Raw genomic sequence first — 24,889 nt, 5'->3', positions numbered from 1 at the left:
TAATTTTGTTTAACCTTAATATATTTGACATTAAAATCAAATATTATCTATTTTTCCAACTGTTGTTTCTAGCTATATTCTATAATATAGCATCTAAACTAATCGCTATTCTTATACCTCTGAGGATTACTATAGTTCATAAAGTTCACCCCAATTTCATTTATTTGATGTACACATCTTAACACGCAATTATCAACTACAATTTAAACTACTAAAAGTTTACTTTTAATCTAAGTCAAATATTTTATATATACAAACACCTAAATCGTTTACTATATAGTTAGCAGTTTTTTAGCTCGGAATTGTTTTACCTGTTTCTATTCTATTTATGCTTGTCCTTTAGTAGCTAAGATTTCATCATTTAATTTCAACAAACTTGAAATCAAATTGCAAATCAACAATGCAAGCATACACACAATACCCATATTAAGCATTTACATTCCTATTAGAATAGGTAGAATAATACAAACAATGTCTATAACAACTAATATGACTAAAAATTTAAACCTTATTTTAGCTGAAGATCTAACCAATTTCAATATCGAAAGTAACAACAAACTCATCGTTATAATGATAACAATTAAAGGAAAATGTAATCCATATCCAAATATTGTTGCTGATAGAAAATTATATTTTCTAATTATTATTTCTCCACTTCCTGTTCGAAAAGTCACCCATACATAGTTTCCAACAATGCCTAATATTAATGTTAATATTAAACAAATTATTGAGACAGAAGGTTTAACTAATAACTTTCTCAACATCATATAAATCCTCCTCACATAATTTTATTTGGCCTCAATATCTTAGATATTGAAATCAAATTTAATCTATGTTTCCCACTGTTAAAGCCTCCAAACTCTCTAACAATTATCTATTGCAAGGTTTAATATATTAACTTTAACAATGGCTGCACCTGCCGCGTTAGCAGCTTCACCCGCTGTCTCTTATTTAGATTCTATTTCGTCTAACAAGACCGTCATATACTCTTTTAATTTACCCTCTTTCTTTTCTAACAACTTCAAAGCTATTTCTTCTTCAGGTTCATCAAGAGTACTTTTATCTGCTAGATATCTAAATTGATCATCTACATAAAATGAGTAACTGGTATTATTCTCCTTATTGTATAGTGTTACACCGATTTCAGATTCTTTTTTCATTAGTGTTTTAGGCCAAAAAATTATTTGAACATCTTCTTCATAGTCGCTTATGGCATAGTTCCCAGTAAAGCTTGGATATTGGGGAGGATGATAAGAGATAATATACTCCTCAAATTCTTTATAGTAATTTTTAACACCCAGTTCATAACCGCTTGCTTTTGGGAACTTTGAGTAATTTATATACCACAAGAGATGAAATACCAAAACTATAATTAAGATAGCTGAAATAAATTTAGATAAAACTTTTCTATCTTTACATTTCATTGAGATTCACCCTTTTCTCTACTTTACTCTTTAGATATTCGTCGTGTGTTACAATGATAATTGTCTTTCCAATATCATTTAACTGCTTTAAAATCTCAAATATCTTTTCCGCATTTTTTCTATCTAGAGACCCAGTCGGCTCGTCTGCAAGTATGTATTTGCATTCTTTTAAATACAACCTAGCCATAGCGACCCTCTGTTGTTCACCACCTGATAAAGTATATACCTTACTGTTTTTTTTATCATCTAGACCTACCATTTTTAATGCAGAATCTATACTTACATCCGTACGATCTTCTTTTCTTATAAGCTTTAGATTTTCTTCCACTGTTTTGCTTTCTACTAACACGAAATTCTGAAAGATAAACCCAAGTTTTTTCCTGAATAAATCGAGTTTATCCTTTTTAGTTTCAATTGGTTTTCCTTCAAATAGGATTTCTCCTTCTTGATATGGCTCTAGTTGACCGATCATATTTAATAAGGTAGTTTTCCCTGTCCCACTATCTCCAGAGATACAAAGGAAATCCCCATCATTAATTATTAAATTGAAGTTTTTGAACAGTACATGTTCATCAAAGTTCTTACATAAATTCTTTATCTGTATCACTTTCATTGACCTCCTTTTATTATATGAGCAAGAAGTATCTCTTCTTTACTCTTTACTTGAATCATAGTATAGATTATTTCCAGTGTTATCAATACTATCGCAAGAATCATAAACACTTTAAAGTTAAAGACAGATAGATGTATATAAATAAGACAACTGATCAATAAGCTGATAAGTACAGTCAATGCTTGAGTTAATAAAAATATTTTGTTTTTTTCAAAAATGCTATAGCCAAGAATTGTCTTTAATACAAATTCTTTACGACGCAAAAAGTACTTCATTCTTATTATAAAAGCTAAAATCAAAAAGTTTAAGCCTAAAAATAGCAGGTTCATAAATAATAACATTGTCGTATTACGTCGTATATTATTCAACTCAAATGTAAATACATCATATATGTTTGTTCGTTTTGCTATTTGATTTTCTAGCTGAAACTTCTCAATTAGTTCTTCATATTCTTGACCACTTATATCATAGGGTGTTGAATAGGCATAATAGAGCATAGCATCCGCATTGCTGATTGAAATCCCCATGTTTCTTGTTTCTAAAATTACTAAAGGAGACTCTAATAGAACACTTCGGAGCAAACTGTTGGTATCATTGATTGCTATAATTTCTATCTTGTCCTTATATTGTACGTAATCAATTTTACTATTGGACGGATAGTATAGCTCTAGAACTCTTTCTATCTCCTCCTTTGTATCATCAGATAATTCAGATTGGTAAAAAACAGCCAAGTCTGTTCCTTCTTTTAAGTCATGGAGAGGTAGATGTATCTCTTGCTCCTCTAATGCTTTTTTATTTACTAATATGGATTCCAGCCCACCTAAATTTCTTGAAAAATTAAACATCAACATTGAACGTTCATAATATTTGTCGTTTAAGTATTTATGAATAAGGGCTGTATCGTCGGTATTATCAATATCTTTCCCCAAGGAATTATCAATTCGGTAATTTAATTGATAGTAGGAATATTCTTTATGATTTTCAAAAAAAGGTTTCTGCTTAGCATAGTCTAATCCGTTTTTTATAATCAATCCATTGCTGTACATTAACTGTATTAAAATCAATAGGACAATAACTCGAACTCCGTATGAAATCTTTACTACAGTATTATTGTTTTCTGCACGAATCCCAGTTTTTTCAATTTTATTTGCTGTTCTTATATAGAGTATTAAGGCCAGCAATAACTGTAAACTATATGCAACAGCTAAATAGTATCTTATGTATTCTAAGTAATAGAATCTCTTTATAAAAAGGTATAAGATAGCTGTAATCATACCCAAAATTAGCTGATCTTTGAAAAATAATTTCAAATTGCTTTTTACTATATCCACACCTTGTATAAGCTTTATATAGTTTTCTTTTTTGCTAATTTGTAGTTCGAATGTAGTTATCAAAATTAGGACAAGATAAACAATTGACAACACGAGAAGAGTTGTGTTTCTCAATGTATTGGATTTTCCATAGTACTTTGGGAATCCTCCCCCGTATTGATCGATAAGTTCTTTTTTAAACTCTCTTGTTTGGGTTAAATCTTCGGCATCATTGGTGAAGAACAATACTTTTAAGGAATCTACATTCTCTAGTTCTTTCCAGTCATGGAATATAACCTCTGCTTCACCTGCTACTAGACTATTATAAGCACCTTTTTTATTAAATGTTTTTTGAAGTTTTTTAAGCCCAATTTCATTACCATAGATATGGTATTCTTTTCGTTTTTCTTTTGGTAACTTGTTTTCTAAAGCAAAAATTCCTAAATTATATTTTTCTGCTGTGTCTACGAAATCATTTTTGCAACACTTAAATCCTCTACTTGATTAACAGCAAAAGTACAGTTAATATAATCATTAGAAAAGCTATCTAAATTATAAACATATAATTCTCCTAAAATCAGAAAAGAAATTATGACGCATAAGCTATATACTATAATTTTTATTTTTCTCATGACATCGCTCCCCTTTTATTTTAATCCTTTAAACAAACAATTATTATTACAATTACACTTAGCATTAAGAAAGAATATATATCTAAACTAAATTTCATTATAATAACCTCTTTGATCTACCTTATAATATGTCAACCTTACATAGATTTATCAACTCAAAGTTCAATATTCAATAAAAATTTCATGTCTGAAAATCATCCGTAAATTTTATTTATTATCAATACTAATAAAATCTACTTGTTCTCCCATCCATTCCCTACTTCCATCAAGTTTAATATCTATGTTTCTTATTAGTTTCATATCTTTTTTGTCATATTCTCTTATACAACCAACTTCCACATTATCAAAATCTTCTGATGTATAAAGAACGCTTAGAATATTTTCCTTATCAATAATTTTTCTTAAACCAAGTTTATTGTCTTCTATATCTTTTATTAAATCTGTATCTTCTATTTCTTTTTTATTAACTATTTCTAATTCACTGTTTAAGTCATATATATTTTTATTAGTAATAACTTTTAGATTGTCATTTACAAATACATACAATATATTTTCATTTTTAAATGTAATTTCCTTACTTTCATTAGTATTTGAATCAATCAAATACAAAAGTGATGAACTTCCAATATGTCCATAATCAACCACAGATTCGTTAAACTGGATCATTTGTTTGCCTGGGTCTATATAAGGTTTGTCAAAATTTATTATATTAGACGTCTTTTTTTCTTTATCAATTACAATTATCCTATATTTGGAGGATATTTCGTTATAGGCTTCTAGAAATATTTTTCCATCTACTTCGATTGCATCATCTAAATATTCCCATTTTAATAAAATCTCGTTTCTGACTTTTTCATTACTATAAGCTAAGCTAGTTATATAATAATCTGTATCTATTAGTCCGACATTTATTCCTTCAATCAGACCATCCTTACCCTTTTTGACAAACCATGTAGTTATATTAGGAGAATCAGCATATTCACTTTCTAAAGAGAATTTTTCAAAACCCTTGTCATCATAAATAAAATGCTCATTCGTTCTATACGAGTGCATATATATTTTATTGTCAAAATAATTTAGAGAATTTATACTTGCCCCTTTGTACTTTGCTTGTTCAATGATAGATCCATCCTTATCTATAAATATTAACTCAGCACGATTTTCCAGCATCCTTGATAAGGATAAAACATATTCAATTTTATCTTTGTTTTCTGAAAATTTGAAATTACTTTTCTTACAAGAAGACAGTAATACTAATAGTATCGCTAATGATATTAATCTAATCAACTTATTTTTTCTTATAAACATATAATCCTCCGTAAGAGATTTATTTTGTAATAAATTATAATCTTAAAGCACTACATAAGACCTAAAATTTATCATAGGAAATATTTTAGACAATATTCTTAATATGTTTTTATCTTGATAAGCGTCTTATTTGCTCGCATAAGTATTTATACTTACTTCTCCCAATAATTTTTTATTATACTCATTAGAAACAGTGATAATATAAGCACTTCCCTTTTGGCCCTTAACTTTTAATATTGAGTCCGAAGCAAAATTTCCATTATAAATGATTTCCCCATCTTCTTCTATAAATACCTGATATTTAATTCCGCCTGAGCAAGACATATCTTTTAAATTTATGATAAAAGCTTCGTTCTTATCATCATTAATCTCAAACTCATAGGAGGTCTTTTCAAAACTTCCTAGCTTTATTTGTTCGTCAACATTTGCTAGTCCAGATTCTCTTACCGATAGCTTTCCTAATTCTAATTTCTGATATTCTTCATCACTTATTTTTTGCACCCTATCATCAATATTAACTTCAATACTTTTTACTTCTTCACCCTGTGCATCAACCCTATCTTGGCTAAGGTCTGTCACATTGGCAAAGGCTGGCAAAGAAAGAGTAAAGGCAAGGATAAAGGATATAAGTCCCAGAAGGGTTTTCTTCCATATTTTTATTATCTCCATTCTTTCTATGTTAGGATTTAATTTTAAATATAGGTTGTTTTCATAAAATTCTCTTTCCACAAGTTTTAGCATTGATGAGCAATAAGCTTTCCTATTTTTTCTTGTGTCGCCTAAGTTTTCTACCACTAGCTTATCGCAGTTTATTTCAATATCCTGGTCTAGGTATTTTAAGCTTAGCCACAAGAGTGGATTGAACCAATATAAGCAGGCTACAATGTTTATCATGTGGTTAAGTAGGATATGAAATTTCTTTATATGGGTTAGTTCATGGATTAAAACATGGTCTAGCAATTTTTCATCAGCTAGGATATGATCTTGTAGGATTATCTTGGGTCTTAAAATGCCAAAGGTAAGGGGTGTTTTTAAATTATTATTTACATAAATCTCTACTTTTCTTTTTAGTCCAAATTCACTTATTTTTTCCTCGCATAAAGTATTGTGGGTAAGGATAGACCTTTTCATAACTGTATGAAATTTATAAATTTTTATTCCCAAATAAGTAAAAATCAAAATCGAACCTATTAGTCGGTTTAGTTTAAAAAATATAGAGCCTATTTTATTTACTGACCAGCCTAGGGAATAATTAAAAAAATTTGTTATGGCAAGTAAAATCCTACTTCCCTTTACGCTTTCTATTCCGATTTCAAGTTCATAGGGACTTATTAAGTAGATTAATAAGACTATCCACAAGATAAGGCTTGCTGACCTAAAGGATTTTTTATTTAAGATTGGTCTAACCAGGAAAATTATAGCTAGTAAGAAAAAACTTTTGATAGATTTTTCGAGTATAAGAACACTAGTTAGACTTAGTGTCATTCTTTTCTTCCTCTTGGCATTCCTCTTCGTCAAAGCTTGCTATTAATTTTTTCATTTCTTCTATTTCTTCTTTTGTAACTTCTTCATTTTGTAAAAACGTTTTACACATATTTAAAAGTGATCCCTTAAAAAGTTTGTGAAAGGCTTCTTTTTGCTTGTTTAGTAGGGCATCTTCCCTTGATACAAGGACCCTAATTGTATATTTAGGATATCTCCTAGCTATGGCACCTTTTTCTACTAATCTTCCAAAAAATGTGTAGCAAGATGTTTTGCTTATATTGTGCCTTTCCATCAATATTTTTGATAAGGCTAGGGCTTGAATTTCTCCATTTTCGTCTAAGACATCGCCCTTCCACAATTCTTCCATTACTAGTAGTTCTCCATCTGAAAACTCCATAAAGTCTACCTCCTTTATATTTTCGTATTTTTTCTTATATTTATAACTCGTTGTATTTTCACTTCGAATATATCATAAGATGAAAAAATAGTCAAGAATTTTTGACTATTTTAAATTAACCAAATCTATAGCTTGCAAAGCTCTTATGATTTTATAATGGAATTTTTTTCATAGGTTTTACCTTTGACAAATTTTTCTCTAAAAGATTCAATCTCTTTCCTACTTGTTCTTCAAGGTCTTTCCCGTTTGGTATATACAAGGTGATTTTAATGCGAATATTTTTTTATAAATTTCCTAGGGCATATTTTGCTTAGACTCCGCCCTTATTTGTACATAAGATTATCTCTGTTGGTTCATTTGCTCACTTCTTAATTAAGCTTAATAAAAAGAAAGCTTTAGGCTTAGCTTTTACATTTTAATAACCTTGATCTTCTATTTTCCATTCCTTGTCTTTGTCTTCTCGAACTAAGATCCAGCTATAATTCTTGTATTCTCCCTTACTTAATACAGGATTTTTCCCAGTCACATCAAATTCTGAAAATAGTGCGATAATATTATTTGGATCTATATCAGAGCCCTCGCCTTTTCCATATTCCATAAAATCTTTTATCGCATCTTCCGATTTATCTTCATCGTAGGAAACTGCTTTTAATTTTGAGCCTGGGAATGAAAAATTATCCTTTACTACTTTAATTGCAGAATCTATTTCAGCTTCGCTAAATTTACTAGAATCACCTTTATCGATTGTAATATCTCCATCTGTTTTCCCTTTACATCCTGTTAATGAAAATAAAATCATTATAGCAAGAAGAATTCTAAAACCACGATTCATAATATTTTCTCCTCTGATTATAAAATACCATGTCCACATAACAATTTGTGGTGGCGAGGTTTACCACATCCATAAAACTCTTGCCAAGTTCTAGCAAGATTTTTCAATATGGTCTATAAGTGCATTCATACAAGCACCTCTTTGACCTCTTAATTACTTTAATTATATCATAAAAAATAAACTTACACGATTTCTTAAAAAAAGGAAAGCACAGATATTCCGTACTTTCCTTTTTGATTTTACATTAACTTCCAAATATTTTTCGCATATGCCACAGGGTCTTCTATTTCTAGGCCTTCAATTAGCCTTGCTTGGTCTAAGAGTAGACCTGCTATCATTTTTGCCTTGTCTTTGTCATCCTTAAAGGCTTTTTCTAAAAGATCGTAGGCCTTGGTTTTTGTGGAGATTTCTAGGACTTTTTCTGCCTTGATACCGAAGGCGTTTGGTTGGTTTTTGAGGGTTTTTTCCATTTCGATTGAGACTTCGCCACGTTCTTTGATTAGGGATGGGACGTCTTCTAATTTGTCTGTGAAGGTCACATCTACCACGTCTTCTGGCATGGCTTCTTTAATAAAAGATATGATTTCACTATCTTCCTTGTCTTCGTCCTTGGACTCTTCCTCTGCAGTGATTGATTTAAATTTTAGGCCTTCGTATTCGCCTAGCATCTTGATTAAAAATTCATCTAAGGCCTTGTCTAATAAAAGAACGTCTTTATCTTCATCAACCATTTTGAGGGCTGGAGAAGACTTGATTTTTTCAAGGGATTCGCCTGTGCCGTAGTAGATAAATTCGGCTGTTGATGGAGCAGCTTCCTTGTATTCTTTTAGGCTTATTAGCTTATCTTCCTTTCTAGAATAGAAGAGAAGTAGGTCTTGTAAATCTTCCTTGTTTGCGCCATAGGATTCGTAGATTGAAACCTTGATAGAATCAGCAAATTCTTTGTAGAATTTTTCATAATCTTCCCTATTTTTCTCCATCATTTCCTTAAGGTGAGCGTTGATTTTTTTGTTTATCTGTTTTGAAATCACCCTTAATTGCCTATTTTGTTGGAGGGTTTCCCTTGAAATGTTTAGGGTTAAATCATCTGATTCAACCACACCTTTTACAAAAGAATAGGCGTCGTCTAGGATTTCATCGCAAGAATCCATGATTTTTACTCCATGGGAGTAGAGCTCAAGGCCGATTTGCCTGTCTTTTGAATAATAATCAAAAGGTGCCTTTTCTGGAATATATAAGAGTGCCCTAAATTCAACCAGGCCTTCCGCCTTGAAATGAACCCATGAAAGTGGCTTATCAAAGCCAAAGTGACTTTCTTGGTAGAAATTTATATAATCTTCGTCTGCGAGATTTTTCTTTTCTTCCTTCCAAATTGGTTTGTCAGAATTTAGGACGGTCATATCCCTGTAGTCTTCGTATTCTGGCTTATCTTCAGGTGAACCTTCCTTAATCCTAGTCTTGGTGATTTCCATCTGGATTGGATATCTGATATAGTTTGAATATTTGCGAATTAGACCTCTGATTGTATTTTGGTCTAGATATATATCATAATTTTCATCTTCTGTATTTTCCCTTAAGTATAAAATTACATCAGTTCCTGTGCTAGCCTTACTTGCTTCCTTGATAGTAAATCCGTCTGCATCCTCGCTTTCCCAGATGTGGGCCTTTTTAGAACCAGACTTTTTGGATAAAACTACAATTTTTTCTGCAACCATAAAGGCAGAATAAAAACCAACACCAAATTGACCGATTAAGTCCTTAATGTCTGATGAATCGACAGACTTCCTAAAGGCTTCGGTTCCTGATTTGGCAATGGTTCCGAGGTTGTTTTGTAAATCTTCCTCGTCCATTCCTATACCTGTATCCCTGATTGTAAGAGTCCTTGCTTCCTTGTTTGGAATGATTTCTATAAAATAGTCTTCCTTGTTTGTTGTTTTATCAGACTTTAAATCTTCGTAATATAGCTTATCTAGGGCATCAGATGCATTTGAGATAAGCTCTCTTAAAAATATTTCCTTGTTTGTATAAATTGAGTGGATCATAAGATCCATTACTTTTTTAGCTTCCGCCTTAAATTCTTGTTTCATAACTAATCCTCCTTGAGAATTTTTGCCAAAATAAATTAGCAGTCTACATCTTCGACTGCTAATATTATACTTAAATTTACTTTTCTTGCAATTATCCCAAGTATTTTATGTTGCCATAAAGCATGACAAAGGCTGCTACCAGAATAAAAATATGCCAGATGGCGTGGTTATAAGGAATTTTTTTGATAGCATAAAAAACTGCACCTATTGTGTAAAATAAACCACCAAGTACCAAAAACAAAATGTAAGAAATCCCAATGTGCTTATAAATCTGATACAAAAGCAAAACTGAAATCCAGCCCATGGCCATGTAGATTATCATTGAGGCCTTTCCAATCTTGTCTTCCTTGCCTGTAGCAAAGGCGATTATGTTCATGGAAATCCCTGTGATAGCCAATATCCAAATAATTACAAAAATTATTATGGAGAAGGTTGACTTTAGACCAATTAAGATAACCGGTGTGTATGATCCTGCGATTGTAAGGTAAATTACTCCGTGGTCTATTGCCCTAAAAATCGTGCGAGCTAGGGGATTTGTCATCGAATGATAGAGGCTTGATGCTAGAAACATCAAGGCAATGGCAATAAAATACATAAGCCATGCCAAAAAGTCAACTATTTTCCCATCCTTATAGGTTGAAATTACAAGTGGGAGGAAAAATATCAGACTCAACACAAAGCCCAAAAGGTGGGTGGCTATATTTAAAAATTCTTCAGACTTAGAGTACTTAATTATTTTCATTCCTAAGCTCCTTGATAAGTTTCACAATTTCCCTTTGGAGCCTTAACCTATTTTCTATGTCACTTTCCTCTTGTTTATGAAGTCTATACTTGACAATTACTCCACAAATAAATAAGGCAAGTATAAATATTATTACAAGAGATCCTACTTTTTGAGTATCGTCAAAGCCACAAAAACTGCCAATTATCATCCCTGCTATTGCTAAAATCAAAGGAACTGCAAAAAGTTTCAAAAAACTAACCTTATAACCTGCAAGAATTTTTTCCTCTAATATTTTTAATTCATTTTTCTTTTCTTCTAATAATTTTTCCTTTTCCATACTTCCTCCTATACCCTAGTATTTTACTTTGCTTATTTCCCCTTTGGTAGTAAAATGTTAGTAAGACAAAAAGGGGGTTAATATGACCGAAAATACACAAGACAAAAACAAAGTTACTATCACACGTGATATGATCATAGGCGATATAATCCAAGCTAAACCAGAAGCTATCAACATCCTCATGATGAGTGGTATGGGCTGCATAGCATGTCCAACAGCTCTTTATGAATCTCTTGAAGAAGCTTGCATGGTTCACGGCATGGACCCAGATTATTTGCTCGAACAACTAAACGACTAAGAAATTCATCCTGAACTTGAAAAATAAGTTCGGGATTTTTTTATACTACCATAAACCTCTCATCGTCATTAAGGTCAAAAAGCAAATCCAAAAAAGATTTTTTATATTTTACAAATTCGCCTTTAGCAAGTAAATCCAACACCTCTGCACGACTCGCAAAGCGAGCCGCCTTGACCTCTTCTTTTTGTAATTTAAGTTCATTAATTCCTATATTTTTCCTAAGAATATAAAAATCATCAAAACCCTGGGCGAAATTCGCTGTTAGAATCGGTCTAATAGACGAAAAATCAAAGTCTATTCCAAGTTCTTCATTTAGTTCTCGCCTTGCTCCCTCACAAGAATCTTCGCCCATCTGGCAAGCTCCTCCACATGAAATATCCCAAAGCCCACCCATCTTCTTATGGTCAGCCCTTTGTTGGATTAGAAGCTCTCCCTTATCACTAAAAATTAGGATATGGATTATAAGCCTTAAGCCACCATGGGGAATTTCTTCATTTCTGGGGTAGGTCTTGCCAGTTCTCCTCCTGTCCTTATCGTATATATCTAAAATTTCCATAAAATCTCCTAGGAAAAAAGCCTGCCAAAAATGGCAGACTCTATTATTACGCTTTTACAATTGCAGCTGTAAGCTTTGGTATTACTTGCTTTTTACGAGAAAGAACCCCATCTGCATTGATAGTTCCATTTGGAGTTAAATCGCCAAATTCCTCCTTGATTTCATCGTAATACTCGCCTACAACTAGAAGTTCACTTCTTTGGTTGAAAATATCTGTAAGGACAAGGACAAAGGTATCTTCGCCTCTTTCCTTAATCTTATCTGCCATTAACTTTTTAAGGTCATCCATAATTGGCACTAGCTCTTCAGGATTCATAGTGAAAACTTGACCTACTCTCACATTGGCATCGCCGATTGTAAAGGTCTTAATATCGCCCTCGATTAAATCCTTAGCAGACTTACCCTTTAGGGAAGTTCCTGCCCTAAACATCTTATCGGCAAATTCTTCCGGATTAATTCCTGCAATCTTGCTCATCCTGTCCAGAATTCTCCTATCAATGTCAGTTGTAGTTGGTGACCTAAATAAAAGGGTATCAGAAATAATTGCCGCACAAAGGATACCTGCAATTTCCCTTGATGGTCTAATACCTGATTCTAGATACATTTCGCTAATGATTGTGGCAGTTGATCCAACAGGTTCTGCCCTGAAAAATACTGGAGCAGTTGTAAGAATATTTGCCACCCTGTGGTGGTCGATAATCTCAACAATCTCTGCCTCGTCTATATCATCAATGGATTGGTTTCTCTCATTGTGGTCAACAAGGATTAGTTTTTTCTTGGTTGATGAAATTAAGTGGTACCTAGAAATAGAGCCTACAACTCTTTTTTTAGCATCAACAACTGGATAAGACCTAAACCTAGACTTAGCCATCATATCCTTTACAAGGTCAAGAGGATCATCAGTCTTAAAGTAAATCAAATTTTCAGTTGTCATTACCTGGCTAACTGGGATTGTAAGTGGCAAAAGCCTTGAAGTCATAAAGGAGTTAAATTCTGTTGAAATAACTGTAACCTTATTTTCCTTGGCAAGGTCCACCATATCTTCACCGAGGCTTGCCCCATTAGTAAGAATCAAAAGTGAAATTTTTTGCCTTAGCAGGTAGTCGTAATATTCAGTCCTGTTGCCTGCTATTACAATATCACCTTCAGCAAAAACATTGTCTAAGTTTTTTTCATCACCACCCATAGCAAAGACTGTCATCTTGCCAGGGAAGGTGGCCTTGTCATCATCTAGGCAAATAATTTTTGCAGCAAGCACGTCAACTATATTGTCAATAGAAGTATTTGAACGACCTAAAATCTCATCATCCCAAACATCCATATAGGACTTAGTAATATTTGAAAGTGAAGCTATACCAACAATCTCTCCCTTATTATCAACAACTGTAAGAGAATTTGTAGCACCCTTTTGGAAGGTGTCCCAAGCCTTTCTAATTGGGATAGAAGGGTCGATCATGGTTCCCTTATCAATAGCCAAATCTCCAACAGTAAGCTTCATAGATTCCTTGATTTCTGGAGGTTTTACCCCAAAATAATCAAGGACAAAACGACTTTCTTGGGAAAGTTTCCCCAACCTAATTGGAATCGCATCGTATTCTCCCAACCTGTTTTTAAGGTCAGCATAGGCAATAGCTGACATAACTGAATCTGTGTCGGGCTTTTTGTGGCCTGTAATGTAAACTGTTTCTCTCATTTTTCCCCCTTAAGAAAATTCTACCTTGAGCATTTCGAGTTTGTACCTATTAATCTGGACTACACTTATTTTGATACCATCTTCCTCCACACTATCGCCTAGTTTTGGAATCCTGCCTAGCTTGTCAATCAAAAATCCTCCGATAGAATCATTTTTGATTTGCTCTAGATCGGTATCAAAATAATCATTAAAATCATTTATGTGGATAGATGGATTTACCAAATATTCCTTATCATTTATCTTAAGGACAGTTTCAAGATGGGTGTCATACTCATCTTCAATCTCTCCAACAAGTTCTTCTACAATATCTTCTATGGTTACAATTCCAGATGTACCACCATATTCATCAATAACTATGGCAAGGGATACATTTTCGCCCCTCATCTGCTTAAAAAGGTCAAAGATGTGCATATTGTCGTAAACATAAAAGGCTGGCCTAACCATCTCCTCTATGTTTAGTTCCTTATCTTCTGCGATAAAAGCTACTATATCCTTCATATGTAAAATGCCTATGATATTATCAATAGACTTGCCATAAACTGGAATCCTTGAATGTTTGCAATTTTTTAGGAAATCTTTTAATTCCTTATCTTCCATGTCAACTGCAATAGCTTCCATGTTAGTCCTTGCAGTCATTATATCTTCAACATCAGAATCCCCAAACTCAAAAACATTATTGATAATCTCTGACTCTTGGTCATTTATAACCCCTTGTTCTTCAGAAACATCCACAATTGTTTTTAGGTCTTCTTCTGTAACTATGTCCCCTTTCTGAGCATTTTCCCCAATAATAAGCCTGGTCAAAAAATTTGTGATGGCTTGGAGAAAAAACGACATAGGTTTTAAGATAAAATCAAAAAACTTAATAGGCTTAGCCACCCTAAGCGCCACCTTTTCTGATGCAGATGAAGCGATATTTTTAGGTGTCACCTCTCCAAAAATCAAAATAGTTAAGGTAAGGACAATAGTCGAAATTATGGCACCCTTAGCCCCAAAAAGATCTGTAAAAAATATAGTAGCAACAGTAGTCGTTGCGATATTTACTATGTTATTTCCGATCAAAATAGTAGTTAAGACCTTGCCAATATTGTCAGTTAGTTTTCTAACAAGGGAGGAATTTTCTACCCCGTTTTCTTCCATTTGTCTAATTTTAAACACATTTAAAGATGTAAGGGCAGTTTCCGATGAGGAAAAAAACGCACTGCCAACTACACCAAATATGATAACTATAAGTTCAATCCAATTCGTATGACTCATTTTTCCTTCTTTCTAATAACTCTTCTTAGTCTTATACTTATTATAGCGATTTTTCTATCAAAAATAAAGCATTTTAATGATAAATCCAAATTAAAACATATAATGAATCTGTATCATAAATAAAAGGAGGCAAATATGGCAGAAGTTTCATTTTTAGAAAAAACTTTCAAGCTAAACAAACATGGTACTAATGTTAAGACAGAAATAATGGCAGGTGTAACTACCTTTATGACAATGAGTTATATCCTTGCAGTAAATCCAGGCATCCTAAGCGAAGCTGGTATGGATTACGGTGCAGTATTTTCAGCAACCGTCATCGCAAGTGTTGTAGCCATGGTCCTAATGGCCTTCTACGCCAACCTACCTTTCGGTCTTTCTGCTGGTATGGGGCTTAATGCTTTCTTCACCTATACAGTAGTCGGTCAAATGGGTCATTCTTGGCAATTCGCCCTCACCGCAGTATTTTTAGAAGGAATTATTTTCATGTTACTATCTTTAGTGGGAGTCAGAGAAGCGATTTTTAATTCAATTCCAACCACCCTAAAGAAAGCAGTTTCAGTCGGTATAGGCTTATTTATAGCAGAGATTGGTCTATTAAATGCCAAAATCGTTGTTAAGGCAGAGCCAGCCCTCGCTCTTGGAAACCTAAAGAGTCTTGAGGCCTTTATATTTTTCTTTGCCCTAGTAATAATGATCGTATTAACAGCTAAAAAGGTAAAGGGTGCCCTACTTTGGGGAATCTTGGTATCTACCGTTCTTTCCCTAATCCTAGGTGTTACACATTTACCAGACACAAACATCGTTAGCCTTCCACCATCAATCGCTCCAGTAGCCTTTAAATTAGACTTTTCTAATATTTTCTCTTTGGAGATGTTTTCGGTATTATTCTCATTCTTATTTGTAGATATTTTTGATACCCTAGGCACTCTTACAGGAGTAGCTACAAAAGCAAAAATGCTAGATGAAAATGGCAACCTACCTGAAGCAAGCAAGGCCCTAATGAGCGATGCTGTCGGCACAACTGTTGGCGCCCTACTTGGTACATCTACAATCACAACCTTCGTAGAAAGTTCATCAGGTGTTGCAGAAGGTGGTAGAACAGGCCTAACAGCCCTTGCAACAGCAGGATGCTTCGTAATAGCAGCATTCTTCTTCCCAGTATTTTCAATAATTCCACCAGCAGCCACATCAGCAGCCCTAGTAACAGTAGGACTCTTCATGCTATCAACTGTTGTGGAAATCAATTTTGAAGATATCACAGAAGCCTTCCCAGCCTTCATGACAATCCTCATGATGCCACTATCTTATTCTATAGCAGAAGGAATCGCCTTTGGTATGATGAGCTTTGCAGCCATCAAACTTTTAACAGGCAAGGGCAAGGAAGTAAGCTGGGTAATTTATGTTTTAGCAATTATTTTCTTTGTAAGATACCTTATTTAAAAAATTTACTTGACAAAGTGTTAATGTTGTAATAAGATAAAGCTAACATAAATCGTAGATAGAATTAGTAGCAAATAATTAAGCCAACAGAAAGTTAATGGTTGATGAGAATTGCAGGGTACAATTATTTGTGAATGGATCTATCAGATCAAAGGTGAAATTAAAGTAGCCGGCGGGTGGTTCTCACCTTACAGGGATAGGATATGAAAGTATCTAAAGAGGTCTATTTGTGGTAGACAAATGAGGATGGCACCGTGGGCACTAGCTCGCTCCTATTATAGGAGCGAGCTTTTTTTATTAGAGCCAATAGAAAAGAAAGGAAAAATTTATGCAAACAAACAAAGTACAAACAAGAAACTTAACAGTATCAGCAATTTTTATGGCCCTAGGACTTGTCCTCCACTTGATGGTGCCAGGAGTATTTTTTGGAGTCAAACCAGACTTCCTACTCTCAATGATGTTTATCTCCCTCATGATAGTAGGAGATGCCAAAGAAGCCATATTAATAGGTGTGGCAGGAGGCATCATGAGTGCCCTCACAACAGGTTTTCCAGGTGGTCAAATCCCAAACTTTATAGAAAAAATCATCACAAGCCTAGTTGTATTTTACATAATCAAAGCCATGGATAAAAATTTCACTATACCAAAAATAATCCTAATCTTTGCCCTAGGCACTATGGTTTCAGGTACCCTATTCTTATCAATAGCCCTAACCATGACCAAGCAACTAAACCTCTTTATCCCATCTTACCCAGCAGTCCTAGTAGCCATGGCCATAAACGCCATCCTTGGAATCTTCCTCTACCAAGCGACAAGAAGGATGAATCTATTGAGATAAAAAAAATATAAGAACTTCTAAAATATTTGTGATATGAAAAAAATTATAAATCTAAAAAGGCCCCAAGACTTATTTGATTCGAGCTTGAGGGCCTTTGTTTTTCCTTAATTTTTCTGCGTTTTTTAAATTTAACCTTAACTCTACAATGTCTTTAGCATATCGACATAGTTTGGCATAGAATAGTTTTCTCTTGAGATTAGTTTTTCCAAGGAGTCTGAGATCTTTCTTACTTCTCCTGCCACTTGTCTTGTTTCTTTTTGAAGAAAATCAGCCTTTGCTTCTATGTCTGGAATCTCTTCACTTCTTTCTATCAAATGTGAAATTTTTTCTGAATAGGCTAGGAGTTCTCCTACTTCTTCATTTATCCTTCTCGCCCTTTGACTAAGTTTTTCATTTTCCATAAAAGATAGGTAGTCTTTTATCCCCTTGATTTCCCTCATGGCTGATGGGAGAATTTCTTGGTGGATAAGGTTATTTAAAATCTCTAGTTGGGCTGAGAAAAATTTTATTACATCTTCAAAGCCTACATATATCAAAGATTCAATTTCCTTTTGACTAAAGATGCCTACTTTTTCAAAAATAGCGTAGGCCCTTGCATCTTTTGCTGCCTTTAGGGCATCTAGGTAGGTCGGATAATTTTCAAGACCTCTTTTCTCTGCTTCTTTTTTCCAATCTTCTGAATAGCCATCACCTTGGAAAAGAATATTTTTGTTGGCAAGGTAGATTTCCTTGATAATTTTATAGGCTTCTTCTTTTAAATTTTCTTCACTACAACCTTCTAACCTGGCGTAAATTTTCTCCAAAGCTTCTGCCATTCCAATATTTATCACTGTATTTAGGTCAGCTGCAGATTGGGAAGATCCGAGCATCCTAAATTCAAATTTGTTGCCAGTAAAGGCTATAGGTGAAGTCCTATTTCTATCTGAAGTGTCAGTTTTTATCTCTCCTAGGTGAGGGATTTTCACCTTGTTTGCAATGATTTTTTCCTCAAAATCGTCATTGGCAATCGCCTTTAGAACTTCTTCCAAATCGCAACCTATAAACATAGAGATTATAGCCGGTGGAGCTTCATTACCTCCCAACCTGTAATCATTACTTACAGTAGATGATGCTATCCTTATTAGCTTTTGGTATTTGTTACAAAATTCAACCATGGCTGATAAAAATAGGAGAAAAATCATATTATTTTTTGGGTCCTTGCCTGGCGAAAATAAATTTTTTCCATAGTTTGTTGCCAGAGAATAGTTGTTATGTTTGCCAGATCCTGCCATATTCTTGAAAGGTTTTTCCTTTAAAAGGCAAACCAAGTCGTGTTTGAGGGCAGTTTTTTCCAAGATATACATCAAAAGCTGGTTATTATCCACAGAAATATTGGCATTTTCAAACATAATTGCTATTTCAAATTGGTTTGGTCCTACCTCATTGTGTTCAGCTTCCATGTAAATTCCCAAATCGTAAAGAGCCTTGTTGACATCTTCATAAAAGTCATTCACCCTTTCAGGTATGGCTCCCAAATAATGGGAAATAAGCTCTTTTTCAACCATAGGATCAGAACCCACCAGGGTCATCCCTGAATATTCTAGGTCGATTCTTTGGTCAAAATATTTTTTATCAATCAAATAAAATTCTTGTTCAAGACCGACTTTGGCCTTGACCCTGTATGTATGCTCATCTTTTAAAAATAGGTTGCAAAGCTTGCTAGAAACCTTGCTTACCATGTTCATTGATTCTATAAGGGGAAGTTTCTTGTCGAGTTTTTCGCCATAAAAGGAAACAAAAACTGACGGAATATACAAAACCTTATCTAAAATAAAGGAATTTGCTGTCAAGTCCCAATATGTATAGCCCCTAGCTTCAAAAGTTGATCGCATACCTCCAGATGGGAAGGACGAAGCATCAGGTTCGCCAATTATAAGTTCCTTACCTGAAAACCTATTTATGGGATTATGCTTGTCATCCCTATTTAAAAAGGCAGTTTTTTTGGTGGCTGTTTTGCCATTAAGGGGTTGGAACCAATGAGTGTAGGATGTAGCTCCCTTGGAAATTGCCCAGATTTTCATGGCATGGGCAATAGAATCAGCAGTTTCCCTATCCAAAGTTGCATTATTTCTAGCAGCTTCCTTCCATTTTAAATAAACTGGATAAGGGACATTTTCTTTCATTGTTTTCTTATCAAAGGCTAGATTTCCAAATTCTTTCAAAATAATACTTCCTTATGTTTTCCTAGTGCGAAATTTTCTTTTTCATTATACCTCGTTAAATTTAAAAAATAAATTTTGATAATCTGTGAATCCTACAAGGTTTAAATTTTTTCAAAATGAAAACTAATTTTACAATAAGAAAAAAAATCCCTCCAATAACCCCTATCGCCTTCCACTTAATAAAAGTGAATGCGCTTGTTGATTATCAGTGGGATTTTTCCCTTAAAGTCTATCTTCGACCGACTTTATTTTTTGTTCCATTGTAGCTTTTTTATCACGTCTGTCATCCATTTTTATAACTGTATAGACCCTGTCGCAACCCTTATCAAAGACAGATTCTTGCATTTTTCTAATTGCTGCAAGGGCACTGTCAGCATCAGCTTCTATGACTGTGCCCATTGGATTTAGTTTATATTTTAGGCCTTCTGCCATAAGGATTTTTTCAGCTTCTGCTACATATTTACTTACTGATGTTTCCTTAGTTCCAATTGGAATTATGCAAACTTCTACTACTGCCATCTAGTCCTCCTCAAAAAACTTTTTATAAATTTCATAGGCTTCATATATATCATCGACTCCTGCAAGCTCCCTGATTGAGTGCATGGCAAGAAGAGGAATGCCCACATCAAGCGCCTTGATACCAAGGGATGTAGATGTGATAGGTCCTATGGTTGACCCACCTTGCTTGTCATTTCTATTGTGGAAGGTTTGAAGTTTATAGCCATATTTTTTGGCAATCTTCATAAGCCTTGCCTTGGTTTCTATGGTTGATGCGTAGGCACCATTGGCTGCGATTTTTATTACCAAACCCTCATTCATCCTGACCTTGTTAGTTGGGTCTGCAAAGGCCTGGTAGTTTGGATGGGTGGCGTGAGCCTGGTCTGCTGAAATTATCATAGAATTTTCTATCATTATTTGATAGCCTTCCCTATCTAGGCCAAATTTTTGGGCGATGCGTTCTAGGATATTTCCTAAAAAGTTCGAAGCAGCTCCACCTCTTGTTCGAGACCCAATCTCTTCGTTATCGCTTAAGAGAATCATCTTGTTTCTGCCAGGCTTGCTATCTACAAGAGCCATAAGGGATGCGTGGACAGAACCAAGATTATCAAGTCTTCCGACCTGAACCATATCATTTATAAGGGCACCCTTTTGCCTGTCATAGAGGCCAAGGTCAAAATCAAGGATATTTTCAGGATCAATTGCCAGTTCCTCTGCCAAAATATTTAGCAAATAGGATTCGCCTTCTAGCCTATCCTTGATTGTTTTCACAAGTGGATAGAGGTTGTCTTGAGGATTGTAGGCGTAACCCTTGTTGATTTCCCTATTCATATGGATGGCAGCGTTGGGTATTGTAAGTAGGTCCCTATCTATATTAACAAGGGCATACTTGACTTTGCCATCTTCTTCGTAGGCAACTTTGCCTGCTAAAGAAAGGGTCCTATCAAGCCAAGTTGAGTGAATCATGCCACCGTAGGCTTCGATATTTAATTTCAAAAATCCAGCATCAGCCATTTCTGGATTGCTTTTTACCTTGAAGGTCGGACTATCTGTGTGAGAACCGATTATCTCAAAGCCTTTTTTTAAATCTTCTCCAATCTCAAAGGCTATAAGGGCAGAATCATCACGAGTAGTGTAATACTTGCCCTTTTCTAGGTCCCAAACTTCATCTTCCCTAAGTTTCTTAAAACCATTTGCCTCTAAAATTTCGCCAGCATTTTTCACTGCGAAATAATTTAGGGGACTTGCATCAATAAAATTTATTAAATCTTTACTAAAATCTATACTATTCATAATATTACCATACCCAATTTTTAATAAGAAAAAAAGAGCAGAAAACCACAACAATCACAAATAAAATTTGTTATGGTTTATGCTCCTCATATATTTTTAATTTCTATAATTTTTAAGAAAATTACTAATCACATCCTTAAATCCCTGAGGATTTTCTTCAGCAAACTTGGTGTGGCCAAAGCCCTTGGCTGTGTAAATTTCCTTCTTATCTCCCCTTATACTCTTATAAATATCCTCGCCCATATGGACTGGAGTGACCTTATCATTATCAGAATTTATAATTAAAACAGGGGTATTTATATCAGCTTCTTTTGCCCATTTGCTCGCATCTATGTCTTTTAGGGTAAAACCTAATTTTGCCTTTAGAAAAATATTTGTCATGAATTTCATCAGTCCAATTGGTAGGCCTTGTTCTTCTTCTACTTGCTTATAGACCTTATCGGCAAATTCATTCGAATCAGATACCGGAGAGTCTAAAATTAGATAATCAATCAAAGAAGAATCCCTGCTTGCAGCAATTAGGGCTGTCGCCCCACCATAAGATTCGCCGTACAAAATAATTTCTTGAGCATCTAGAGTATTTTTCCCATAAGAAATTGCATCAAGGGCATCAAAAGATTCTAAAATTCCAAAAGTATTGTAAGTCGCTTCATTATCGCCAGAATTTCTTTGGTCGTAGATTAATAAACTATAACCTAAATCATAGAAAGCTTGGCCTGGTCCGTATAGAGAATACTTAGTCCCTCCCATACCGTGGACCATAACAGCAAGGCCTTTTGCATCCGGATTTTTGATGAAAATTGCAGGTATGTCATGGTCTTTTTGTGAAGATTTTATTTTTATTTCTTCTATTGATTTTCCCTTGGCAAAACTTTCGTATTTATCCCTGTAGGAATTAATATTTTTTTGAGTTTCTTCCCTACTTGCAATATTTGTAAGCCCGTCGAAAGAAGCCTTGCCAATAAAGCCCAAAAAACCAAGGCATAAAAGTACAATTATCAGGCCGATAATTTTTATAATTTTCTTTTTCATAAGATCCTCCTATTCTTATTATAAACAAAATTTCTTGGTAAAGATATAGAAATTAAGATATTTTACATGATTATTACAAATTATTCTTACCGCAAATTTGCTTATATTTTATCAAAGAGGGGTATAAATTAAGAATAGAAAAAGATAAGGAAGAAATTATGACAAATAAAAAATTACCAATTAAATCAATAGCTATCGAAGCAATCATGTTTTTGGCCTATGCTTTTTTTGCAGTAAACTGGATTGCAGGTTCCACCCTAACACCTAATATCTTAAAGGCCTTTAGTGTGGAGGGAGCTCATTCAGTTTCCCTAATTAATAATGTGGTTACCATTGCAAAAATCATTGGAAACCTAGTGGCAGCGACAATTTTCGCGAAACTTTTCCCTAAAAAATCTATAGGACTTGGTGCCCTTTTGATACCAGCGGGTGCCCTTCTTGCGGCCCTTTCACCATCATTTCCAATTTTTCTTATTGGAAGATTTATAATGGGTTTTGGTGGTGCACTTTTTGTAGTTTACTTCTCCCCTGTGGTTGTAAATTATTTTGATCCTGCCCACAGACCAGTTGTAAACGCCCTAAACAACGTATCTTACAATGTTGGTTCGATTTTGGCCTTGCTTCTTGTAGGCCCTGTCATAAAATTTTTGGGCCTTGGCAGGTATGCTCTTGTGGCCTTTTCCCTAGTTTCCTTTGTGGTTTTCCTTGCCTGGATCCTTATTGGAGAGGATTTTAGGATTACATCCAGCAAGGAAACTGGTTCAAAGACCTTTAACCTCAAAGATGCCCTTGGTGAAAAAATTGCAATTCTAATGCCAACTATGTATTTTGGCCACTTGACCCTCTACATGGTCATGCTAAATATTTTCCCAAATACAAACTTTTCGCCAATTCCAGCCAGTAAAATTTCAACACTTTTTACAACAGGAGCCCTAATTGGTACCCTACTTTCAATCATGGTTGCAAAAAGGTCAACAAAAAGAGTTCCTACCTTAAGAGTGTCAGGAATTTTGACCACTATTATAGGATTTTTTCTAATCCACACCACAAGTCCACTTTTAGCAAGCATCCTAGCCCTAGCCTTGGGTACAATTATGTACGTCCCACTTACAAACTTCGTCCTAATTCCCCAAGAAATGCCAGGCATGTTTTCAGAAAGGCTTACACAAATCATGTCAGTCTATTGGGCCCTTGTTTATATCCTAGAAACAATCGCCTACCAGATAATCGTCCATATCCAATTTAATTTTGGCGACAAAACTGCCCTCACAGCAACTATTGTCCTTTCAGTAAGCTTTATCATTGGCTCTTTCATCATGAAAGAACCTAGCGAAATAAAATAAATGAAAAAACGGAAAATCCTAGGATTTTCCGTTTTTGTTTAAGTATAATATGCATTCTTTAAATACATTTAGCCCAGTAGTTAGGGTTTTTTCATCAAAATCAAATGCTGTGTTGTGGTGGCCTGCTTTTAGGTCTGAGCCAAAAATAAAGTGGATGGCAGAACCGCCCTTTTCATTTACCTTGTTTATAAAATAGCATACATCTTCGCTCGCCTTAAAATCCGGACTTTTTATAGTATCAAAGCCTTTTGTTTTCAATAAAGAGTCAATTTCATCATAAAATTTATAATTTGCCTGATCTATTGAAGGAGCTTGGCCTGCAATTTTTATTTCATAGTCTAAGTCATATTGGATGGCAGAGCCTTTAATTACTTCGCCCGATCTTTTAACCAAAAAATCATTTACTTCATGGCTGGCACCCCTGGTTTCCATTTTGAGCATAGCCTCATCTGAGATGGCATTTCTGGCTGTGCCTCCCCTGATTACTCCAACATTTATCCTTGCCATTCCCTTAGAATGTTTGGCAAGAGTCTCCAGGTTTAAAAGGGCACTCGCCGCTGCAAGATTTGCATTTTTTCCCTCTTCTGGAAGGGCACTTGCGTGAGAAGCATGGCCCCTAAATATGACATCCAATTTGGTAGATGCTAGAAAACCAGTAGTTCCCACTCCGACTTTCCCAGAAGGCAGACCCATACCAATGTGGGCTCCAAAAAAATAATCTATATCTTGGATATATTTTGATTCACTAATAGATTTTCCACCATGAAGACCTTCCTCTCCAGGTTGGAAAATCAAAATGTACTTGCCTGTAAGCTTTTCTTTATTTTCCATAATCCACTTGGCAAGAAAAATCCCAATACTTAGGTGGCCATCATGGCCACAGGCGTGCATGGCAAAGGGATTTTCAGAGATGAACCCCTCCTTAAATGGTTTGTGGGTCACGCTTTGAGATTCCCTTATAGGCATGGCATCAATATCAAATCTAAAGCCAAAAGTCTTTCCAGGCTTTTGTGTGTCAATTTCTGCAATCACTCCTGTATAGCCTTCTAAAATCTCTTTTGTATCAAAATCAGCTTCTAAGTCAAAACTTTCTTTATAGGCTTTAATTTTTTCATTGGATGGTCTTCCAAAAATCAAATCTTCCCTATGGATTTTCCTGCCATAGCTAATATTTTCAATTCCTAGGGACCTTAAATCCTTAATAATATTTATAGTAGTTTTAAATTCCATCCAGGCAGGTTCTGCAATTTTGTGGTAAAACCTCCTGGTTTCTATCAAATCTTTTTCCATA

At 34.5% G+C, this 24,889-nt stretch carries 22 protein-coding genes; 4 read left to right on the top strand and 18 right to left on the bottom strand.

The window, feature by feature from the left end:
- Positions 1–947: 947 nt before the first annotated feature.
- The 10 genes from HMPREF0072_RS05605 to HMPREF0072_RS05560 all read right to left on the bottom strand — a co-directional run bounded on the left by HMPREF0072_RS05605 (position 948) and on the right by HMPREF0072_RS05560 (position 11,149).
- The gene (locus HMPREF0072_RS05605) at positions 948–1,424 is read right to left on the bottom strand and encodes a hypothetical protein (RefSeq protein ID WP_004828148.1); all 477 of its coding nucleotides are present in this window, start codon (positions 1,422–1,424) and stop codon (positions 948–950) included.
- On the bottom strand, positions 1,414–2,037 hold the full coding sequence (locus HMPREF0072_RS05600; RefSeq protein WP_004828146.1) for an ABC transporter ATP-binding protein: 624 nt from the start codon (positions 2,035–2,037) through the stop codon (positions 1,414–1,416). The genes HMPREF0072_RS05605 and HMPREF0072_RS05600 overlap by 11 nt, the downstream gene beginning before the upstream one ends.
- Positions 2,034–3,368, bottom strand: a complete 1,335-nt coding sequence (locus tag HMPREF0072_RS05595; RefSeq protein ID WP_211204221.1) for a bacteriocin-associated integral membrane family protein — start codon at positions 3,366–3,368, stop codon at positions 2,034–2,036. Before HMPREF0072_RS05595 ends, HMPREF0072_RS05600 begins: the two co-directional genes overlap by 4 nt.
- An 818-nt stretch (positions 3,369–4,186) precedes the next feature.
- Entirely contained in the window at positions 4,187–5,287 is a 1,101-nt protein-coding gene (locus tag HMPREF0072_RS05590; protein ID WP_004828140.1) for a hypothetical protein, read from the bottom strand.
- A 126-nt stretch (positions 5,288–5,413) separates the two neighbouring features.
- A complete protein-coding gene (locus HMPREF0072_RS05585) occupies positions 5,414–6,772 on the bottom strand; it encodes a M56 family metallopeptidase (RefSeq protein ID WP_004828138.1) in 1,359 nt (452 codons plus the stop codon).
- The gene (locus tag HMPREF0072_RS05580; RefSeq protein WP_004828137.1) at positions 6,753–7,169 is read right to left on the bottom strand and encodes a BlaI/MecI/CopY family transcriptional regulator; all 417 of its coding nucleotides are present in this window, start codon (positions 7,167–7,169) and stop codon (positions 6,753–6,755) included. The genes HMPREF0072_RS05585 and HMPREF0072_RS05580 overlap by 20 nt, the downstream gene beginning before the upstream one ends.
- 415 nt (positions 7,170–7,584) lie before the next feature.
- The gene (locus tag HMPREF0072_RS05575; RefSeq protein ID WP_248601170.1) at positions 7,585–8,001 is read right to left on the bottom strand and encodes a DUF4829 domain-containing protein; all 417 of its coding nucleotides are present in this window, start codon (positions 7,999–8,001) and stop codon (positions 7,585–7,587) included.
- A 239-nt stretch (positions 8,002–8,240) separates the two neighbouring features.
- On the bottom strand, positions 8,241–10,088 hold the full coding sequence (gene htpG / locus HMPREF0072_RS05570) for a molecular chaperone HtpG (protein WP_004828134.1): 1,848 nt from the start codon (positions 10,086–10,088) through the stop codon (positions 8,241–8,243).
- A gap of 91 nt (positions 10,089–10,179) precedes the next feature.
- Complete coding sequence (trhA, locus tag HMPREF0072_RS05565) at positions 10,180–10,830, bottom strand: PAQR family membrane homeostasis protein TrhA (RefSeq protein ID WP_004828132.1); 651 nt, start codon at positions 10,828–10,830, stop codon at positions 10,180–10,182.
- Positions 10,817–11,149 carry a hypothetical protein gene (locus tag HMPREF0072_RS05560; RefSeq protein WP_004828130.1) on the bottom strand — a complete coding sequence of 111 codons (333 nt, stop codon included), beginning with the start codon at positions 11,147–11,149 and terminating at the stop codon, positions 10,817–10,819. Before HMPREF0072_RS05560 ends, trhA begins: the two co-directional genes overlap by 14 nt.
- A gap of 82 nt (positions 11,150–11,231) precedes the next feature.
- On the opposite strand from HMPREF0072_RS05560, the gene HMPREF0072_RS05555 reads away from it, so the two are divergent.
- Positions 11,232–11,447, top strand: coding sequence for a DUF1858 domain-containing protein (locus HMPREF0072_RS05555; RefSeq protein ID WP_004828128.1), 216 nt, complete (start codon positions 11,232–11,234; stop codon positions 11,445–11,447).
- Positions 11,448–11,487: 40 nt separating this feature from the next.
- Here HMPREF0072_RS05555 and HMPREF0072_RS05550 read toward each other — a convergent pair whose 3' ends face one another.
- From HMPREF0072_RS05550 to HMPREF0072_RS05540, 3 genes are read right to left on the bottom strand one after another with little or no spacing between them, the layout of a single operon-like run.
- Positions 11,488–12,003 carry an NUDIX hydrolase gene (locus HMPREF0072_RS05550; protein WP_004828127.1) on the bottom strand — a complete coding sequence of 172 codons (516 nt, stop codon included), beginning with the start codon at positions 12,001–12,003 and terminating at the stop codon, positions 11,488–11,490.
- A 46-nt stretch (positions 12,004–12,049) separates the two neighbouring features.
- Positions 12,050–13,696 (bottom strand): putative manganese-dependent inorganic diphosphatase, encoded by a 1,647-nt coding sequence (locus tag HMPREF0072_RS05545; protein WP_004828124.1) that lies wholly within the window; start codon positions 13,694–13,696, stop codon positions 12,050–12,052.
- Between the two features lie 9 nt (positions 13,697–13,705).
- Positions 13,706–14,953: a hemolysin family protein gene (locus tag HMPREF0072_RS05540; RefSeq protein ID WP_004828121.1), complete on the bottom strand. Its 1,248-nt coding sequence runs from the start codon at positions 14,951–14,953 to the stop codon at positions 13,706–13,708.
- A gap of 135 nt (positions 14,954–15,088) precedes the next feature.
- Between HMPREF0072_RS05540 and HMPREF0072_RS05535 the strand changes: the two genes are divergently transcribed.
- Positions 15,089–16,393 carry an NCS2 family permease gene (locus HMPREF0072_RS05535; RefSeq protein ID WP_004828120.1) on the top strand — a complete coding sequence of 435 codons (1,305 nt, stop codon included), beginning with the start codon at positions 15,089–15,091 and terminating at the stop codon, positions 16,391–16,393.
- 328 nt (positions 16,394–16,721) lie between these two features.
- Entirely contained in the window at positions 16,722–17,231 is a 510-nt protein-coding gene (locus HMPREF0072_RS05530; RefSeq protein ID WP_004828117.1) for a tryptophan transporter, read from the top strand.
- 140 nt (positions 17,232–17,371) lie between these two features.
- Here HMPREF0072_RS05530 and HMPREF0072_RS05525 read toward each other — a convergent pair whose 3' ends face one another.
- The 4 genes from HMPREF0072_RS05525 to HMPREF0072_RS05510 all read right to left on the bottom strand — a co-directional run bounded on the left by HMPREF0072_RS05525 (position 17,372) and on the right by HMPREF0072_RS05510 (position 22,255).
- Positions 17,372–19,438 (bottom strand): glutamine synthetase III domain-containing protein, encoded by a 2,067-nt coding sequence (locus HMPREF0072_RS05525; RefSeq protein ID WP_039931168.1) that lies wholly within the window; start codon positions 19,436–19,438, stop codon positions 17,372–17,374.
- 216 nt (positions 19,439–19,654) lie between these two features.
- Entirely contained in the window at positions 19,655–19,951 is a 297-nt protein-coding gene (locus HMPREF0072_RS05520; RefSeq protein ID WP_004828114.1) for an MTH1187 family thiamine-binding protein, read from the bottom strand.
- The gene (locus HMPREF0072_RS05515) at positions 19,952–21,223 is read right to left on the bottom strand and encodes a M18 family aminopeptidase (RefSeq protein ID WP_004828112.1); all 1,272 of its coding nucleotides are present in this window, start codon (positions 21,221–21,223) and stop codon (positions 19,952–19,954) included. It lies immediately after the preceding gene.
- Between the two features lie 96 nt (positions 21,224–21,319).
- Complete coding sequence (locus HMPREF0072_RS05510) at positions 21,320–22,255, bottom strand: alpha/beta hydrolase (RefSeq protein ID WP_004828109.1); 936 nt, start codon at positions 22,253–22,255, stop codon at positions 21,320–21,322.
- A 158-nt stretch (positions 22,256–22,413) separates the two neighbouring features.
- On the opposite strand from HMPREF0072_RS05510, the gene HMPREF0072_RS05505 reads away from it, so the two are divergent.
- The gene (locus tag HMPREF0072_RS05505) at positions 22,414–23,598 is read left to right on the top strand and encodes an MFS transporter (protein ID WP_004828108.1); all 1,185 of its coding nucleotides are present in this window, start codon (positions 22,414–22,416) and stop codon (positions 23,596–23,598) included.
- 18 nt (positions 23,599–23,616) lie between these two features.
- Here HMPREF0072_RS05505 and HMPREF0072_RS05500 read toward each other — a convergent pair whose 3' ends face one another.
- The gene (locus tag HMPREF0072_RS05500) at positions 23,617–24,888 is read right to left on the bottom strand and encodes an amidohydrolase (protein ID WP_004828106.1); all 1,272 of its coding nucleotides are present in this window, start codon (positions 24,886–24,888) and stop codon (positions 23,617–23,619) included.
- Position 24,889 lies beyond the last annotated feature (1 nt).

The organism is Anaerococcus lactolyticus ATCC 51172 (assembly GCF_000156575.1).
Taxonomy (GTDB): Bacteria; Bacillota; Clostridia; order Tissierellales; family Peptoniphilaceae; genus Anaerococcus; species Anaerococcus lactolyticus.
Note: the sequence above shows the minus strand (reverse complement) of the source record. Positions and strands in the feature narration are given on the sequence as shown.

Coding starts and splice junctions, on each gene's coding strand:
- HMPREF0072_RS05605 (WP_004828148.1), bottom strand. CDS start 1,424: ATGAAATGTAAAGATAGAAAAGTTTTATCTAAATTTATTTCAGCTATC.
- HMPREF0072_RS05600 (WP_004828146.1), bottom strand. CDS start 2,037: ATGAAAGTGATACAGATAAAGAATTTATGTAAGAACTTTGATGAACAT.
- HMPREF0072_RS05590 (WP_004828140.1), bottom strand. CDS start 5,287: ATGTTTATAAGAAAAAATAAGTTGATTAGATTAATATCATTAGCGATA.
- HMPREF0072_RS05585 (WP_004828138.1), bottom strand. CDS start 6,772: ATGACACTAAGTCTAACTAGTGTTCTTATACTCGAAAAATCTATCAAA.
- HMPREF0072_RS05580 (WP_004828137.1), bottom strand. CDS start 7,169: ATGGAGTTTTCAGATGGAGAACTACTAGTAATGGAAGAATTGTGGAAG.
- HMPREF0072_RS05575 (WP_248601170.1), bottom strand. CDS start 8,001: ATGAATCGTGGTTTTAGAATTCTTCTTGCTATAATGATTTTATTTTCA.
- htpG (WP_004828134.1), bottom strand. CDS start 10,088: ATGAAACAAGAATTTAAGGCGGAAGCTAAAAAAGTAATGGATCTTATG.
- trhA (WP_004828132.1), bottom strand. CDS start 10,830: ATGAAAATAATTAAGTACTCTAAGTCTGAAGAATTTTTAAATATAGCC.
- HMPREF0072_RS05560 (WP_004828130.1), bottom strand. CDS start 11,149: ATGGAAAAGGAAAAATTATTAGAAGAAAAGAAAAATGAATTAAAAATA.
- HMPREF0072_RS05555 (WP_004828128.1), top strand. CDS start 11,232: ATGACCGAAAATACACAAGACAAAAACAAAGTTACTATCACACGTGAT.
- HMPREF0072_RS05550 (WP_004828127.1), bottom strand. CDS start 12,003: ATGGAAATTTTAGATATATACGATAAGGACAGGAGGAGAACTGGCAAG.
- HMPREF0072_RS05545 (WP_004828124.1), bottom strand. CDS start 13,696: ATGAGAGAAACAGTTTACATTACAGGCCACAAAAAGCCCGACACAGAT.
- HMPREF0072_RS05540 (WP_004828121.1), bottom strand. CDS start 14,953: ATGAGTCATACGAATTGGATTGAACTTATAGTTATCATATTTGGTGTA.
- HMPREF0072_RS05535 (WP_004828120.1), top strand. CDS start 15,089: ATGGCAGAAGTTTCATTTTTAGAAAAAACTTTCAAGCTAAACAAACAT.
- HMPREF0072_RS05530 (WP_004828117.1), top strand. CDS start 16,722: ATGCAAACAAACAAAGTACAAACAAGAAACTTAACAGTATCAGCAATT.
- HMPREF0072_RS05520 (WP_004828114.1), bottom strand. CDS start 19,951: ATGGCAGTAGTAGAAGTTTGCATAATTCCAATTGGAACTAAGGAAACA.
- HMPREF0072_RS05515 (WP_004828112.1), bottom strand. CDS start 21,223: ATGAATAGTATAGATTTTAGTAAAGATTTAATAAATTTTATTGATGCA.
- HMPREF0072_RS05510 (WP_004828109.1), bottom strand. CDS start 22,255: ATGAAAAAGAAAATTATAAAAATTATCGGCCTGATAATTGTACTTTTA.
- HMPREF0072_RS05505 (WP_004828108.1), top strand. CDS start 22,414: ATGACAAATAAAAAATTACCAATTAAATCAATAGCTATCGAAGCAATC.
- HMPREF0072_RS05500 (WP_004828106.1), bottom strand. CDS start 24,888: ATGGAAAAAGATTTGATAGAAACCAGGAGGTTTTACCACAAAATTGCA.